Origin of the sequence: Nocardioides zeicaulis (genome assembly GCF_042432345.1) — a bacterium.
GTDB classification, from domain to species: domain Bacteria; phylum Actinomycetota; class Actinomycetes; order Propionibacteriales; family Nocardioidaceae; genus Nocardioides; species Nocardioides zeicaulis.
This window is the reverse complement of record NZ_JBHLXH010000001.1, coordinates 267,227-282,275: the sequence shown is the minus strand read 5'-3', so window position 1 is coordinate 282,275 and position 15,049 is coordinate 267,227. Positions and strand designations below refer to the sequence as shown.

13 protein-coding genes and 1 pseudogene are annotated in these 15,049 nt (G+C 70.7%); 8 read left to right on the top strand and 6 right to left on the bottom strand.

Annotation, left to right across the window (positions count from 1 at the left end):
* Positions 1–26: 26 nt before the first annotated feature.
* Positions 27–791 (top strand): SDR family NAD(P)-dependent oxidoreductase, encoded by a 765-nt coding sequence (locus ACFFJG_RS01475; protein ID WP_378516841.1) that lies wholly within the window; start codon positions 27–29, stop codon positions 789–791.
* Positions 792–1,212: 421 nt separating this feature from the next.
* A complete protein-coding gene (locus ACFFJG_RS01470; protein ID WP_378516840.1) occupies positions 1,213–1,557 on the top strand; it encodes a hypothetical protein in 345 nt (114 codons plus the stop codon).
* A 4-nt stretch (positions 1,558–1,561) separates the two neighbouring features.
* Here the strand turns inward: ACFFJG_RS01470 and ACFFJG_RS01465 are convergent, their stop codons facing one another.
* A complete protein-coding gene (locus ACFFJG_RS01465; protein ID WP_378516839.1) occupies positions 1,562–2,539 on the bottom strand; it encodes a tyrosine-type recombinase/integrase in 978 nt (325 codons plus the stop codon).
* A gap of 75 nt (positions 2,540–2,614) precedes the next feature.
* A pseudogene (locus tag ACFFJG_RS20675) lies at positions 2,615–2,764 on the bottom strand (hypothetical protein); the annotation flags it as partial.
* A gap of 322 nt (positions 2,765–3,086) precedes the next feature.
* Between ACFFJG_RS20675 and ACFFJG_RS01460 the strand changes: the two are divergent.
* The 4 genes from ACFFJG_RS01460 (at position 3,087) to ACFFJG_RS01445 (ending at position 9,787) form a co-directional block, all read left to right on the top strand.
* A complete protein-coding gene (locus ACFFJG_RS01460; RefSeq protein WP_378516838.1) occupies positions 3,087–4,160 on the top strand; it encodes a YihY/virulence factor BrkB family protein in 1,074 nt (357 codons plus the stop codon).
* 81 nt (positions 4,161–4,241) lie between these two features.
* Positions 4,242–6,503, top strand: a complete 2,262-nt coding sequence (locus ACFFJG_RS01455; RefSeq protein ID WP_378516837.1) for a catalase — start codon at positions 4,242–4,244, stop codon at positions 6,501–6,503.
* A gap of 112 nt (positions 6,504–6,615) precedes the next feature.
* On the top strand, positions 6,616–8,601 hold the full coding sequence (gene thrS, locus ACFFJG_RS01450; protein ID WP_378516836.1) for a threonine--tRNA ligase: 1,986 nt from the start codon (positions 6,616–6,618) through the stop codon (positions 8,599–8,601).
* Positions 8,602–8,617: 16 nt separating this feature from the next.
* A complete protein-coding gene (locus tag ACFFJG_RS01445; RefSeq protein WP_378516835.1) occupies positions 8,618–9,787 on the top strand; it encodes a MalY/PatB family protein in 1,170 nt (389 codons plus the stop codon).
* 16 nt (positions 9,788–9,803) lie between these two features.
* Here the strand turns inward: ACFFJG_RS01445 and ACFFJG_RS01440 are convergent, their stop codons facing one another.
* Positions 9,804–10,463 carry a hypothetical protein gene (locus tag ACFFJG_RS01440; RefSeq protein WP_378516834.1) on the bottom strand — a complete coding sequence of 220 codons (660 nt, stop codon included), beginning with the start codon at positions 10,461–10,463 and terminating at the stop codon, positions 9,804–9,806.
* A gap of 109 nt (positions 10,464–10,572) precedes the next feature.
* Between ACFFJG_RS01440 and ACFFJG_RS01435 the strand changes: the two genes are divergently transcribed.
* The gene (locus tag ACFFJG_RS01435; protein ID WP_378516833.1) at positions 10,573–11,439 is read left to right on the top strand and encodes an LLM class F420-dependent oxidoreductase; all 867 of its coding nucleotides are present in this window, start codon (positions 10,573–10,575) and stop codon (positions 11,437–11,439) included.
* Positions 11,440–11,463: 24 nt separating this feature from the next.
* On the opposite strand, the gene ACFFJG_RS01430 is transcribed toward ACFFJG_RS01435, so the two are convergent.
* Entirely contained in the window at positions 11,464–12,360 is an 897-nt protein-coding gene (locus ACFFJG_RS01430) for a hypothetical protein (RefSeq protein WP_378516832.1), read from the bottom strand.
* Positions 12,361–12,377: 17 nt separating this feature from the next.
* On the opposite strand from ACFFJG_RS01430, the gene ACFFJG_RS01425 reads away from it, so the two are divergent.
* Complete coding sequence (locus tag ACFFJG_RS01425; RefSeq protein ID WP_378516831.1) at positions 12,378–12,980, top strand: HNH endonuclease signature motif containing protein; 603 nt, start codon at positions 12,378–12,380, stop codon at positions 12,978–12,980.
* A 58-nt stretch (positions 12,981–13,038) separates the two neighbouring features.
* On the opposite strand, the gene ACFFJG_RS01420 is transcribed toward ACFFJG_RS01425, so the two are convergent.
* Together ACFFJG_RS01420 and ACFFJG_RS01415 are read right to left on the bottom strand one after the other, a co-directional pair.
* Positions 13,039–13,803 carry a phosphotransferase enzyme family protein gene (locus tag ACFFJG_RS01420; protein WP_378516830.1) on the bottom strand — a complete coding sequence of 255 codons (765 nt, stop codon included), beginning with the start codon at positions 13,801–13,803 and terminating at the stop codon, positions 13,039–13,041.
* A 219-nt stretch (positions 13,804–14,022) separates the two neighbouring features.
* A partial coding sequence (locus ACFFJG_RS01415) for a cytochrome d ubiquinol oxidase subunit II (protein ID WP_378516829.1) occupies positions 14,023–15,049 on the bottom strand: 1,027 nt, incomplete at its 5' end.

Below are 15,049 nucleotides of genomic sequence, written 5' to 3'. Positions count from 1 at the left end.
ACCACCACGTACGGAGAGACACACCGATGGACCTCAACAACACCACCGCGATCGTCACCGGCGGGGCGTCCGGCCTCGGCGCAGCGACCGCCACCGCCCTCAGCGCCCGAGGCGCCCACGTTTACGCCGTCGACCTACCCCAAGCAGTCGAGGACGCCACCACCGGCGCGAGCGACAACGTCACCTACCTCGCTACCGACGTCACCGACCCCACCCAGGTCCAAACTGCCGTCGACCGGGCCTCCGCAGGCGTCGCGCCCCTGCGCATGGTCGTGAACTGCGCCGGCATCGGACCATCCGCGCGCATCCTGTCTCGCAAGGGCGTCCACGATCTCGACCTGTACGCCAAGGTCGTCACCATCAACCTCATCGGTTCCTTCAACGTCCTTGCACTCGCCGCTGAGAAGATCGCCGCCACCGAACCCCTCGCCGACGGCGCACGTGGGCTCATCGTCAACACCGCCAGCGTCGCCGCCTTCGAGGGGCAGATCGGACAGGCCGCCTACTCCTCCTCCAAGGGTGGAATCGTCGGACTTACCGTCCCCGCAGCCCGCGACCTCGCCCAACACGGCATCCGGGTCAACACCATCGCGCCCGGCATCCTCGAGACACCCATGCTCGCCACCGTCTCCGAGGAGTTCCGCGCCGGCCTCGCAGCCGGTATCCCCTTCCCGCAGCGTCTGGGCCGTCCCGAGGAGTTCGGAGACCTCGTCGTGTTTCTCGCCGAGCACGAATACATCAACGGGGAGACGATCCGCCTCGACGGAGCGCTTCGGATGGCCCCCCGGTGACTCTGTTGGCGTCGCCGGCATCAGGTCTGATTAGCGGCACCAACCTGCGTCGAATCGTCAGCGGAGATCACGTGCTCGGCGTGTACCTCCCCTTATCAGCGTGCCGAAAACGATCCCAAACAGCGTGAGACGACTGACGTCGCTCGATCGAGCGCGACCTCGCTCCTTCTAAACTTGTGACGAGTGCAAGGATGCTTGGGTAGGCGCGTGCCTGCGGCGTACCCTCGCGGTGCAACTCAAGCGAGTGTTGCCATTGCTACCGGTGCATTCCACGGCGAGATTCCTCGTCGACGAGCGGTTGCGGTCGTTCGGGGTGAGACGGTCGACCGATGCTCATTCTGCCTGGGGGCGAGGGCTGCGATCCCACACACCAGGGAAAGCTCCATAGGTAGGAGACCGATTCAGGCCTTCGGAGGTACACGTGGCGACTCAAACCCTGCGTCAGCTCGCCAGACGCGACGCACGCAGCGTCGCGGCCAAGCGACGAGCGGAACTCCTCAAGAGGGCCAAGCGCGTTGAGGACCTGGCTGTCGAGGTCGTGACGGCGATTGGCGAACGCGATGCCGTCATCGAGGCGACGGAGCTGCGAGCGGGTGAGGCTCTCGAGCGGATGATCTCGGTTGAAGGCCTGGCCGTCGCGGAAGCCGTGGAATGGTGCGGGATTGATGCGCACGCGGTGAGGCGGTTGAGGCGGCTCGCCGCGCACTCCGAGAGCGACGAGCAGCCGGGCGTCAGCGGAGTCGGCGACTCAGCCCGACCGAACTGACCTTCTACCAGTCGCCGGAGGCGGCGAGCTCAGACATCCGCGCGGCCAGGTTCTTCATCCTTGACCTCGCTGCCCGTACGTAGCGCTGCGCCGCCGCGGGAGTGGAGTCACCCAAAAAAGCTTGAATCTCGGCTTCGGTGGCGCCGAGCTGGGCCATCAGGGTGGCTCCGGTTGCTCGGAGGTCGTGGAAGTGGAGGGAAGGCACGCCAGCCGCGGTTCTGGCCGCATACCAGGTTCCCGCGCGGTTTGGCTTGCCGTAGAAGGTCGCGGGTGCCAGAAAGCCTCCGCTGGGGCCTGGGAAGAGCAGTCCGTCGCGTTCTGTGACGTTGCTGCGGAGGTGGGTCCTGATGTCCGGCATCACGTGATCAGGAATGTGGACGTCTCGGACTCCGGCGTCGCTCTTGGGCCCCTTGAGCCCGATGCCGTCAGATCGTGATCGGCTCACAGACTTGCGCACTCGCACTACGTGCTCGTTGACGTCGATGTCTGAGCGACGCAGCGCTACGACTTCGGAGTAGCGCAGCCCGGTCCAGGTCGCCAGGAGCACCAGAGCACGCCACTCTGGTCGGATCGTGTCGAGCATCAGCGCCAGTTGAGCGCCTGAGGCGACGTGGTCATCCCGCCGGCGTTTGGGTGCGGAACCGCCACCGCGTACGGCAAACGGATTCACCATTCCTACGATCGGACCGTGTGCACCGGTGGCTGTGTTCATCACCGCGCGAGCGAGTGAGTACGCGTGGGCTCGAGCCGTCTCGCCGCCCGTCTTCTTGCCGTGCGATCGCGAGCGCGAGGGAGTGAAGTCGTCGAACCAGATGTTGACCGCGCCGGGTGTGATGGCGTCAAGAGACGTCTGCCCGAAGGCGGGTGACAGGTAATCCTCGAGCAGTTGACGGTAGTGGTCCCGGGTACGGGGAGCGAGCGGCCTGCCCTTGACCCGGCGCTCTTCAATCCATCGCGATGCATAGGACTCGAACAGCGGCACGCGCGAAGTTTCGACTGCTACGACGGCTGCTCGCCGGGCAGCCGGAGATGTCCAGACCCCAGCCGAGATCAGGCGCCGCTCGTCAGTCAACCAGGCCTCCGCGTCCATCCTGTTGTCGAAGGTGTTGGGTGCGTTGTGTAGCGCCAGGTCGGGCCCCGTGTAGCGCGCTCGGTGACGTCCGCTCGGCAGCTTGGCGACCTGCCCGAAACCCCTCTTGCCGCCCATGCGCCTCGCCCGTTTCGTGTCGGATACGTGTCGGATACGTGTCGGATCAGCGTCAGAATCTGGCGCTCCGTGTCTGCAACTGACCTACGTCAAGAACAGTGTTTTCGCAGGTCAGGGGCATATTAGTGCTGGTCAGGGGGCATTTCGACCAGAGCCCTACGCAGAGGTTCGAACCCAGTATCGCCCACCCCGAGCAGCACGGCCCCGGTCCACGACCGGGGCCGTCCGCGTTCCCGGTCCTCCTCGTTCCGGGAGGTGCAGCAGGTGATCCACCGGGAGGGATGGGCCCGGTGAGGTGCGGGGCGCTGGGTACGGGGGACGCATGACCCCCGCAGAGACCCGGACCTCGGACCCCGAGGCGACGGACACCCCCGACTCGCCGACCGACCTCACCAAGCCGTCGTGGACCTACGTCGCGCGCAAGACGGTGCGCGAGTTCTCCGACGACCAGTGCACCGACCTCGCCGCGGCGCTCACCTACTACGCCGTCCTGGCGCTGTTCCCGGCGGCGCTCGCGATGCTCTCGGTGGTCGGGCTCGTCAGCGACGGCCGGCAGACGGTCGAGACGCTGCTCGGCGTGATGCGCCAGGTGGGTGCCGGCAGCGCGGCCGACACCCTCAAGCCCACCTTGCTCCAGCTCAGCGAGAGCTCCGGCGCCGGGCTCGGCCTGGTGCTGGGCCTGGCCGCGGCGCTGTGGTCGGCGTCGGGCTACACCGGCGCCTTCGGCCGCGGGATGAACCGCATCTACGAGATCCAGGAGGGCCGCCCGATCTGGAAGCTCCGGCCGATGATGCTCCTGGTCACCCTCGTCACGGTCGTGCTCGCGGCTGCGGTCGCGGTCGGGCTCGTCGTCACCGGCCCCGCCGCGCAGGCGGTGGGCGACGCGATCGGCCTCGGCTCGACCGCCGTGACGGTGTGGAACATCGCCAAGTGGCCCGTGATGCTGCTGGTGGTGATGCTCATCGTGGCGCTGCTCTACTACGCGACGCCCAACGTGAAGCAGCCGAAGTTCCGCTGGATCAGCATCGGCGCGGCCGTCGCGATCGTGGTGTGGATCGTCGCGTCGGCGGCGTTCGGCTTCTACCTCGCCCACTTCAGCTCCTACGACAAGACGTACGGCTCGCTGGCCGGGGTCATCGCCTTCCTGCTCTGGCTCTGGATCACCAACCTGGCGCTCCTCTTCGGAGCCGAGCTCGACGCCGAGCTCGAGCGCGGCCGTGAGCTGCAGGCCGGTCTGCCTGCCGAGGAGGAGATCCAGCTGCCGCCGCGCGACACCCGCAAGATCGACAAGGCGGCGGAGAAGGAGCGGGCCGACATCGAGCGCGGCCGCCAGCTCCGGGAGAGCCGCGGCGAGGACGCGAGCCGGGACGAGGACGCGGACGCCGGGAAGTCGTGACGATCGGGCCCCGGTGAAGCGCATGGGACTCACCGGGGACGGGGTACCGGACCGCTCGCACCCCTTTCCTGAGGAGCACCCATGAATCCCAGCAAGCCCGTCGAGGCCGCGAAGAAGGTGGCCGGCGAGGTCGCCGACGCGGTCCACGACGCCGTCTCCATGACCGGCCCCGTCCCGGGCGCCCCCGGCAGCGAGCCCCCGACGCTCGAGGAGCCGACCGAGCCGCGCGAGGTCCCGCCCCCCAAGCCGGACCAGCAGCAGCCGACGCCGCTCTCGCCCACCGGCGCCCCCAGCGCCGACCCGCCGACCGCGAGCGCCCAGCAGGGCGCGTACCTCACGACTGCGACGGGTGTGCGCATCGGCGACAGCGACCACTCGCTCAAGGCCGGCCCGCGCGGCCCGACGCTGCTCTCGGACCACCACCTGCGCGAGAAGATCATGCACTTCGACCACGAGCGGATCCCGGAGCGCGTGGTCCACGCCCGCGGCGCCGGCGCCCACGGGGTCTTCCGGTCCAACGGAGCGGCGTCGAAGGTGAGCCGCGCGGCGGTCTTCGCCGACGGCGAGGAGACGCGGGTGTTCGTGCGGTTCTCCACCGTGCTGGGCTCGCGCGGCTCGGCCGACACGGTGCGCGACACCCGCGGGTTCGCGACGAAGTTCTACACCCGCGAGGGCAACTGGGACCTCGTCGGCAACAACATCCCGGTCTTCTTCATCCAGGACGGGATCAAGTTCCCCGACGTCATCCACGCGGGCAAGCCGCACCCCGACCGCGAGATCCCGCAGGCCCAGAGCGCCCACGACACCTTCTGGGACTTCGTCTCGCTGCACACCGAGGCTCAGCACCACGCCATCTGGAACATGTCCGACCGCGGCATCCCGCGCAGCTACCGGATGATGGAGGGCTTCGGCGTCCACACCTTCCGCCTCGTCGACGCCGAGGGCGGCACCACGCTGGTGAAGTTCCACTGGAAGCCGCGCCTGGGCGTGCACTCGCTGACGTGGGAGGAGGCGCAGCTGGCCGGCGGGGTCGACCCGGACTTCCACCGTCGCGACCTCTACGACGCGATCGAGTCCGGCGCCTTCCCCGAGTGGGACCTCGGCATCCAGGCCTTCCCCGACACCCCCGACCAGATGTTCGAGGGCATCGACCTGCTCGACGCGACGAAGCTCGTGCCCGAGGAGCTGGCTCCGGTGCAGGTCATCGGCACCCTGACCCTCAACGGCAACCCGACGAACTTCTTCGCCGAGACCGAGCAGGTCGCCTTCCACACCGGCCACCTCGTGCCCGGGATCGACGGCACCGACGACCCGCTGCTGGCGGCTCGCAACTTCTCCTACCTCGACACCCAGCTGACCCGGCTGGCCGGGCCGAACTTCAACCAGATCCCGATCAACCGGCCGCACGCGCCCGTCAACGACAACCACCGTGACGGGTACCACCAGCACGCCGTGCACGGCGGGGTCGCGCCCTACAAGCCGAACACGCTCGACGCGGGCTGCCCATTCTTCGCGGGCGCCGAGGAGGGCGCGTTCGTCGACGTCCCGGTGGAGGTCCAGGGCTCGAAGGTCCGCGAGAACCCCGCGTCGTACGACGACCACTTCAGCCAGGCGCGCCTGTTCTGGAAGAGCATGTCGCCGGTCGAGCAGCAGCACATCGTGCACGCCTACACCTTCGAGCTCGGCAAGTGCTACGAGCAGGCGGTGAAGGAGCGCCAGCTGCTGGCGCTGGCCAACATCGACGCCGGGCTGTGCTCCCAGGTCGCGCGCGGGCTCGGCCTGCCCGCACCCGAGCGCTCGGTGCAGTACGACGAGCCGGAGCCGAGCCCCGCGCTGTCGCAGGTGGGCGGCACCTGGCCCACCGACGGTCGCATCGTCGGGATCGTGGTCGACCCCGACGGCGACCTGGCCGGCGTGGCCGAGGCGCGCGAGTCGCTGATGGCGCAGGGGCTGCTGCCGCTTCTCGTGGCACCGCGCGGCGGCGAGCTGGGCGAGGGCCTGGTCGCGCAGCGCACCTTCGCCACCGCCCGGTCGGTCGAGTTCGACGCGCTCGTCGTGGCCGGTGCCGCGCCACCCGCGGCGGACGCCCTGCCGGCGCGCGACGCCAAGGCGGGCGACGACTCGGCCGTCGCGAGCGACCCCCGGGTCGGCCTGCTGCTCACCGAGGCCTACCGCCACGACAAGGCCATCCTCGCCTTCGGCGAGGGTCGCCAGGTGCTCGTCGAGCTCGGCATCGACGGTGCCGGCGTGACGTCCGGTGACGCCGCTGGCGACGTCGTCGACGACCTCGTCACGCTGCTGGGCTCGCACCGCGTGTGGGAGCGCTCGGCCGCCCTCGGCTGAGACCTGCACCGTCGAGGGGCTCGCGCCGGGAAACCGGGGTGAGCCCCTCGTCGCGTGGCCGATACGATCGCCGGGACATCCGTCCCACCCCACCAGCCCCTCAGGAGCTCCCGTGTCCGACATCCAGGTCGTCCGCATCCACGCCGATCAGCGTGCGGAGACCACGGTCACGACGGGCACCAAGGCGTGGGAGCTGTTCCGCGACGACGCCGACGTGGTCGCCGCGCGCGTGGCCGGCCAGCTCAAGGACCTGTCCTACGAGCTCGCCGACGGCGACGAGGTCGAGGCCGTGGCCATCGACAGCGCCGACGGCCGCGACATCCTGCGCCACTCCACCGCCCACGTGATGGCGCAGGCCGTGCAGCAGATCTGGCCGGAGGCCAAGCTCGGCATCGGGCCGCCGATCGAGAACGGGTTCTACTACGACTTCGACGTCGAGACCCCGTTCGTGCCCGAGGACCTGGTCAAGATCGAGTCCGCGATGCGCAAGATCATCAAGGAGAACCAGCGCTTCGAGCGCCGGGTCACCACCGACGCCGCCGCGCTCGACGAGCTCAAGGACGAGCCCTACAAGATCGAGCTGATCGGCCTCAAGGGCGGCGCCGGCACCGACGGCACCGAGGGTGCCAGTGTCGAGGTGGGTGCCGGCGAGCTCACCATCTACGACAACATCGGCCGCAGCGGCGAGGTCAAGTGGTCCGACCTGTGCCGCGGTCCGCACCTGCCCACCACCAAGCGCATCCCCGCGTTCAAGCTGATGCGCAGCGCGGCGGCGTACTGGCGCGGCGACGAGAAGAACAAGCAGCTTCAGCGCATCTACGGCACCGCGTGGGAGTCCAAGGAGGCCCTGGACGCCCACCTGGAGCGGATCGCCGAGGCCGAGAAGCGCGACCACCGCAAGCTCGGGCGCGACCTCGACCTGTTCTCCTTCCCCGACGAGATCGGCTCCGGCCTGCCGGTGTTCCACCCCCGGGGTGGCGTGATCAAGCGCGAGATGGAGGACTACGTCCGCCGCCGGCACATCGAGGAGGGCTTCGACTACGTCGGCACCCCCCACATCTCCAAGGAGGGGACCTTCCACCTCTCGGGACACCTGCCCTACTACAAGGACACGATGTTCCCGCCGATGGAGTTCGAGGGCGCGGACTACTACCTCAAGGCCATGAACTGCCCGATGCACAACCTGATCTACCGCTCGCGCGGTCGGTCCTACCGCGAGCTGCCGCTGCGGCTCTTCGAGTTCGGGCACGTCTACCGCTACGAGAAGTCCGGCGTGATCCACGGCCTGACGCGCGTGCGCGGCTTCGCGCAGGACGACTCGCACTCCTACGTCACCGAGGAGCAGGCGCCCGGCGAGATCAAGCACCTGCTCGACTTCGTGCTCGGCCTGCTGCGCGACTTCGGCCTCGACGACTTCTACCTCGAGCTGTCGACCCGCGACGACTCCAAGCCCGACAAGTTCGTCGGCTCGGAGGAGCAGTGGACCAACGCCACCGACGTGCTGCGCACGGCCTGCGAGGAGTCCGGGCTCGAGCTCGTGCCCGACCCGGGCGGGGCTGCGTTCTACGGTCCCAAGGTCTCGGTGCAGGCCAAGGACGCCATCGGCCGCACCTGGCAGATGTCGACGATCCAGTACGACTTCAACCAGCCGCAGGGCTTCGACCTGACCTACCAGGCCGCCGACGGCACCCGGAAGCAGCCGGTGATGATCCACTCGGCGAAGTTTGGGTCGATCGAGCGCTTCCTCGGCGTGCTGGTCGAGCACTACGCCGGCGCCTTCCCGCCCTGGCTCGCGCCGGTGCAGGTGCAGGCGATCCCGGTCGCCGACTTCGCCGCCGACTACCTCCACGACGTCGCGCGCCGGATGAAGGCCCAGGGCCTGCGCGTGGAGGTCGACGACTCCGACGACCGGATGCAGAAGAAGATCCGCAACGCGCAGCTGCAGAAGGTGCCGTTCATGATGATCGCCGGCAACGACGACATCGAGGCGGGCGCGGTCTCCTTCCGCTACCGCGACGGCCGCCAGGACAACGGCGTACCGCTCGACGAGGCGATCCAGCGGGTGGCCTCGGCGGTGGCGGCGCGCGAGCAGGTCTGAGGCTTCGATGGTCGAGGTGCGAGCGGAGCGAGCCTCGAGGCCCCGTCGACCTGTCGTCGACCTCACCGACGAGCAGGCGCGCCGCGCCCTGCCGCTGAAGTGGGGCACGGTGCCCAAGGACGTGATCCCGGCGTGGGTCGCGGAGATGGACTACGCCGTCGACCCGGTGGTGATGGAGGCGGTGCAGCGCGCGCTCGCCGACGGCGTCACCGGGTACCCCCTCGAGCACGACCCCGCGCTCGGTGAGGCGTACGCCGGGTGGGCGGGGCGGCACTTCGGCTGGGCGCCCGACCCCGAGGCCGTGCGCGCGGTGGTCGACGTGACCGCCGGGGTGCGGGTGGCCATCGAGGTGCTGAGCGGGCCCGGGGGAGTGGTCTTCCCGACGCCGGGCTACAACGCCCAGCACGGCCTCGCCGGCATCACCGGGCGCGCCGAGCACCTCCTCGAGCTCCCCGCGTCCGCAACCACGGCCGAGATCGACCTCGACCGCCTCGACGCGCTGCTCGCCGGCGGGGCGCAGACCCTCCTGCTCACCCAGCCCCACAACCCGTGGGGCCGGGCGTTCACCCGCACCGAGCTGGAGGGGATACGCGACGTGGTGGTGCGCCACGGCGCCCGCGTGGTCAGCGACGAGATCCACGCGCCCCTCGTGCTGCCGGGCGCCGAGCACGTCTCCTACCTCGCGATCGAGGGCACCCACGACCACGCCGTCGCGGTCGTCGCGGCGTCGAAGGCGTTCAACATTGCGGGGTTGCGGTGCGCCCAGCTCGTCGTCCCGGACCCGCAGGCGCGCAAGGCGCTCGACGCCGAGCCGATGGCGCGCAACGACTCCTGGTCTCCGCTGGGGGTCGTGGCGGCGCGAGCGGCGTACGACCACGGCGACCCGTGGCTCGCCTCGCTCGTCGAGCGCCTCGACGAGCAGCGCACCCTGCTCCAGGAGCTGCTCTCCACCCACCTGCCCGAGGTCCGGATGCGGCCGCTCGAGGCGACGTACCTCGCCTGGCTCGACGCGTCGGCCCTCGGCCACGACGACGCCGCCGCGGTCGCCCTGGAGCGCGGCCGGGTGATGGTCAGCGACGGCGCCTCCTACGCCCCTGGCTCCACCGGTCACGTGCGGCTGAACATCGCCACCTCTCCCGAGCGGCTCACGCGCATCGTCGAGCGCCTCGCCCTCGCCTGGACCTGACCCGGCCCCTGCGGGGTCAGGGGGCCGGCGTCATGCCGTAGATCGCGAAGCCGACCCAGGAGTCCACCTGGGTGACGTCGGGACCGCTCACGCGACGCCCGGCGACCCGGCCCCAGGCCTTCGCCTCCGGGAAGAACTCGTCGTAGTAGAGGCTCGTGCCGTCGTCGCTGGGGAAGAAGGAGACCGACGGGTCGCCGAGCGCCTTGATCGTGATGTCGATCGGGACCCGTCCGATCGGCTGGTTGGGGTCGTCGTCGATGACGGCGAAGTCGCCCTTCATCGTGAGCAGGTCGCGCTGGTGGTCGTAGCGGGCGAAGTCCTGCACCGAGAGGTCGTAGATCGTGGTCCTCCCCTTGACCTTGCAGGTCGTCACCGGCGCAGGCGACGAGAGCGGACCGGGCGGCTCGACGCCGTCCGGGCAGCGCCAGTCGACGATCGAGCCGTAGACGCCGTCGTCGTCCTCGCCGAGCGTGAGGTCGCCGACGTGCCAGTTGCCCTTGGCTCCGGCGTACCAGCCGTCGTGGACCCAGGTCACCCGCCCCCAGTCGGCCTGGCTGCCGCCCGTCCAGCCGTCCGGCGGGTCCGCCTGGGAGGCGCCGGCACCGCCGACGAGCACGAGGGCGGACAGGGCGGTCGCGGCGCCGAGGTGGGCGATCCGGCGGGACGGTGAGGTCATGACGTGACGGTAGGCGTCCCCTGCGCCCGGCCGCATCGCCGATCTGTGGGATGCGGCGCGCACGGACGAGTGCCTCGACCCGGCTGGACCCGAGCGCTAGCGTCGAGGCATGCAGCTCGGCGTCCACTACGCGAACTTCTCCCACCCCGACTGGCAGCAGCGGCTCACCGAACGGCTCACCGAGACCGCGCAGGTGGCCGACCAGGGCGGGATCACCCAGCTCACGGTCATGGACCACTGGTTCCAGATGGAGCAGCTCGGCGGACCCGAGGAGCCCATGCTCGAGGGCTACACCACCCTGGGCTACCTCGCCGCGGTGACCGAGCGGCTCCGCCTCGGCCTGCTCGTCACCGGTGTCACCTACCGCCACCCGGGGCTCCTGGCCAAGACCGTCACGACGCTGGACGTGCTCTCCGGGGGCCGGGCGATGCTGGGGATCGGCGCGGCCTGGTACGACCGCGAGCACGCAGGGCTCGGCGTGCCGTTCCCGCCGCTCAAGGAGCGCTACGAGTGGCTCGAGGAGACGCTCCAGGTCGCCCGCCAGATGTTCGCCGGCGACCGTACGCCCTACGCCGGGACGCACGTGCGGCTCGAGGAGCCGGTCAACGTGCCCCCGCCGGTGCGCGGGCGGATCCCGATCCTCATCGGCGGGAGCGGCGAGAAGAAGACGCTGCGCCTGGTCGCGCAGTACGCCGACGCGTGCAACCTGTTCGGCGGCCCGCCCGAGGTGGTCCAGCACAAGCTCGAGGTGCTGCGCGGCCACTGCGACGCTGTCGGCACCGACTACGACGCGATCGAGAAGACCGTCATCGTCAGCGCCGACCCGGTGGGCCAGACCGACGAGTTCCTGGCCACGGCCGAGGCCTACGCCGCGCTCGGCGTCGACATGGTGGTCGCCGGCCCGGCCGGTGACGACCCGGTCGCGTGGACCACCGAGGTGGCGGAGCGGGTGCTGCCCCGGCTGACGTCGGTGTAGCTCGCAGCGCTCCTCCGGCTGTCCTCAGCGCGACCCCTCGCTGGTCGACGACTGTCGGATGCTTCGCCTAGAATCGAACACATGATCGACATGCGGACGGGATGCGGAGCAGGCGAGGTCACCGACGACCTCGAGGCCGCCGGCCTGCTCGCTGCCATCCGCCGTGAGCGCCGGACAGAGGACGCTGCTGCGGCCCGTCAGCTCGATCTCGCCGCCCGGTGGGCCGACCTGCACCCGCCCGGCTCGATCCACGACGCTGCCGCGTTCACCGTGCCGGGCGTCGACCACGAGGAACCCATTGCCGGCGATGGGTGCCCGCTGGTGACGGAGTACTGCATCCCCAAGCTCGGCACCGTCCTGGGGATCTCCACCACCGCGGCGAAGAAGCTCATCGGCCACGCTCTCGAGCTGCGGCACCGCCTCCCCCGTCTGTGGGACCAGGTCCACACCGGCCGCGTGCCGGCGTGGCGAGCCCGGATGGTGGCCGAGACGACCATCCACGCCGTCCCGACGCTGACGGTCGAGGCGGCGGGGTGGATCGACACCCAGGTCGCTGCTGTGGCAGGGAAGGTCGGGACCGCGCAGCTCGACCGGCTCGTCGCGGAAGCGATCAAGCGCTATGACCTCGCCACCGACCCGCGACCCGACTTCGAGGCGGGCGAGGACCACGAGGACTTCGAGGCCGACCAGTACCTCACCACCGAGCGCCGTCACGTCACGTTTGACACCCGGCACGTCCACTACGACGGCCTGATGCGGATGGAGGCCGAGCTCGACCTCGCCGACGCCTACGACCTCGACGCCGCCATCGCCCACGGCGCGAGCCTCCTCAAGGCACTCGGCTCCACCGCACCGCTCGGCGCCCGACGTGCCGCCGCGCTCGGGGACCTCGCCCGCACCCAGACCGCCCTCGACCTCCACACACCCAAGGCGTTGCCGTGGCTCGCAACGATGACGGGCTCCCGGCCGCACGGGAGGTCGTGCTCCACGTCCACCTCGACGCCAACACCGTCGGTGATGACACGGTCTTCGGACCGACGGCGCGCCTCGAGAAGGGCCAGCGCCTCGCGCTCCTCGACCAGGTCAAGAACTGGTGCACGGCGTCGCGGACCAAGGTCGCCATCCGACCCGTTCTCGACCTCAACACCGAGCTCACCACCGACACCTACGCCATCCCCGACCGGATCCGCGAGCAGGTCGTCCTGCGCGACCGGACCTGCGTGTTCCCGTGGTGCACCCGACCCGCGCGAGCCTGCGACCTCGACCACATCGTGGCCTTCGACCACGACGCAGCAGCCGCCGGCCAACCACAACCCGGCCCCACCGCGACTTCCAACCTCGCCCCGCTGTGCCGGTCGCACCACCGGTTGAAGACCCACACGGCCTGGCACTACGAGCACCTGCGACCGGGCGTCTTCGAGTGGACCAGCCCCCATGGGCACCACTACCTCCGCGACCGTGACGGCACCACCGCCCTAGACCCACCCGCACCACCCCGGACCACAGCGCCGCCGTGGATCCCGCAGCCCTGCCGACCATGACCCCGCCCCGCACCCCGCCACCCACCCGGTGACGGGGCCACCGGCACGTCCAGGACGCCTACGGCCTGAGCAGCTCGGCGTGGTCGCGTACCCACCGCACCCCTGCGGCAGCGCGTTCCTGGCTGCCCTCGGCGACCCAGGTCCGCTGCGGCTCGACGCCGGCGCGTGCGATCCGCAGCTCGAGCGCCATCGTGGCCTCCATCCGTCGCGCGACCACCTCGGGCACATCGAAGGGCGGCAGGTCGCCGTACGCGTCCAGGAAGCTGTGCACCCGCGCCGCTCGGTCGGGCACTTCGGGGAAGTGGTGCCAGGTGAGCGCGAGCTCGTCGTCGCGGGCCGGGGCGAACCACTGGAGGGCGTAGGCCACGTCGTCCACCCGAGGTGCCCGGTGGAGGAAGTCCCAGTCGATCAGGGCCACGGCCTCGCCGTCGTGCCACACCATGTTCCACGGGCCGACGTCGCCGTGGCACCAGACGGCCTCGCCCTCCCCGACCACCGCGACCGGTTCCTGCAGGACCCCGTCCGGAGGTGGACTCCAGTCGAGCGAGGCGTCGTGGATGCGTCGCAGCAGGGCCGCCGCCGAGCGCAGGCCGGCCTCGGAGTGCTGGTGCCGCCACCCGTCGCCGCCGGAGTCGCCCTCGATGTGGACGAGCCGCTCCATGCCGTCGGCGACGCCCAGCGGCTCCGGCACGCAGGTGAGTCCTCGCGCTCGGAGGTGCCGCAGGAAGTCGTGGACCGTGGGCGACCACGGCCCTGCGGGCCGGGTGACCACGCCGTCCTCGATGGTGACGGGTCGGGGGTCGTCCACCGGGTCCTCGTCCACGGACGCGACGCTAGCCACCCGGCGACAGCCGCGACAGCGGGTTTCGCAGCCCAGCACGTCGTCCGCCCGCCGTGGCCGCCGCGGCAGCTCGCCGCGCTGGTCCCGCACGGGTCGTTCGAGGTGGTGCCGGGCGTGCCGCACGACTTCTGGTCCACCCACCCCGACATCTGGCGACGCACGGTGACGGCAGCCTGCTGCGCAGTCCTGCGCGATCGGGATCTACCCGGAGCCTGACGCCCTGTGGTCGCTCGACCAGGGCTCGGACTGGGTCAGGACGAACAGGTAGGCGAGGGCGGGCAGCACGATCACGCCCGCCAGCACGACCACCACCAGCAGTCCCTGGAGCGTGGCCTCCGCGCCCGCAGCCTCGGCGATCGTGACCTCGCCGACCAGCATCCAGGGGTACTGCGCCAGGCCCCAGCCGCTGATCACGGTCGCCACGGCCAGGACGGCGGTGACGCGCGCGATGCCGAAGCGTCCCGCGTGGACGAGCGCGAGCGTCGCCACCCCCGTGACGGCTGCCACCACGACCAGCGGCAGGGCGCGACCGGTCAGGCCGTCCCACAGCACCGGGGCGTCGCGCTCGAGCGGGAGGAGCCCGGCGAACACGACCACACCGGTCAGCACCCCCACCGCGAGCGTGCGGCGCCGCAGGGCCGCGGCCAGCTCGTCGTGACCGGTCCGTCGCGCGTCGGCGGTGAGGAAGACGCCGGCGAGGAACGCGCAGGTCCCGACCGCCAGCACACCGCCGACGAGGGACGTGGGGTTGAGCCAGGAGCCCCAGAGGTCCCCGCGCTCCTCGAGCGGGACGCGTCCCGAGGCGACCGCGCCGGCGACCGTGCCCAGGAAGAAGGGGGTGATGAGCGAGGAGCCGGCGAACACGACGCCGAACAGGCGGGCCTGGCCCAGGGTGCCGGCGTACTTGCGGAAGGCGAAGGCGGCGCCGCGCAGCACGATCCCGAGCAGTGCGAGGAGGAGCGGGAGGACCAGGGTGCGCATCGCGGCCGCGAACGTCTCGGGGAAGCCGGTCCACCAGGTGACCAGGACGTAGATCAGCCAGACGTGGTTGGCCTCCCACACCGGACCGATGCTGTGGTCGACCAGCGTGCGGAGGGCTGCGCCCGAGCGTGCCCCGCCGGCAGTCAGGTCGTAGAACCCCGAGCCGAAGTCGGCGCCGCCGAGCACGGCGTAGGCGACGACGCCGACGAAGAGGGCGGCAGCCACCGCGACCGCGAGGCTCACGGCA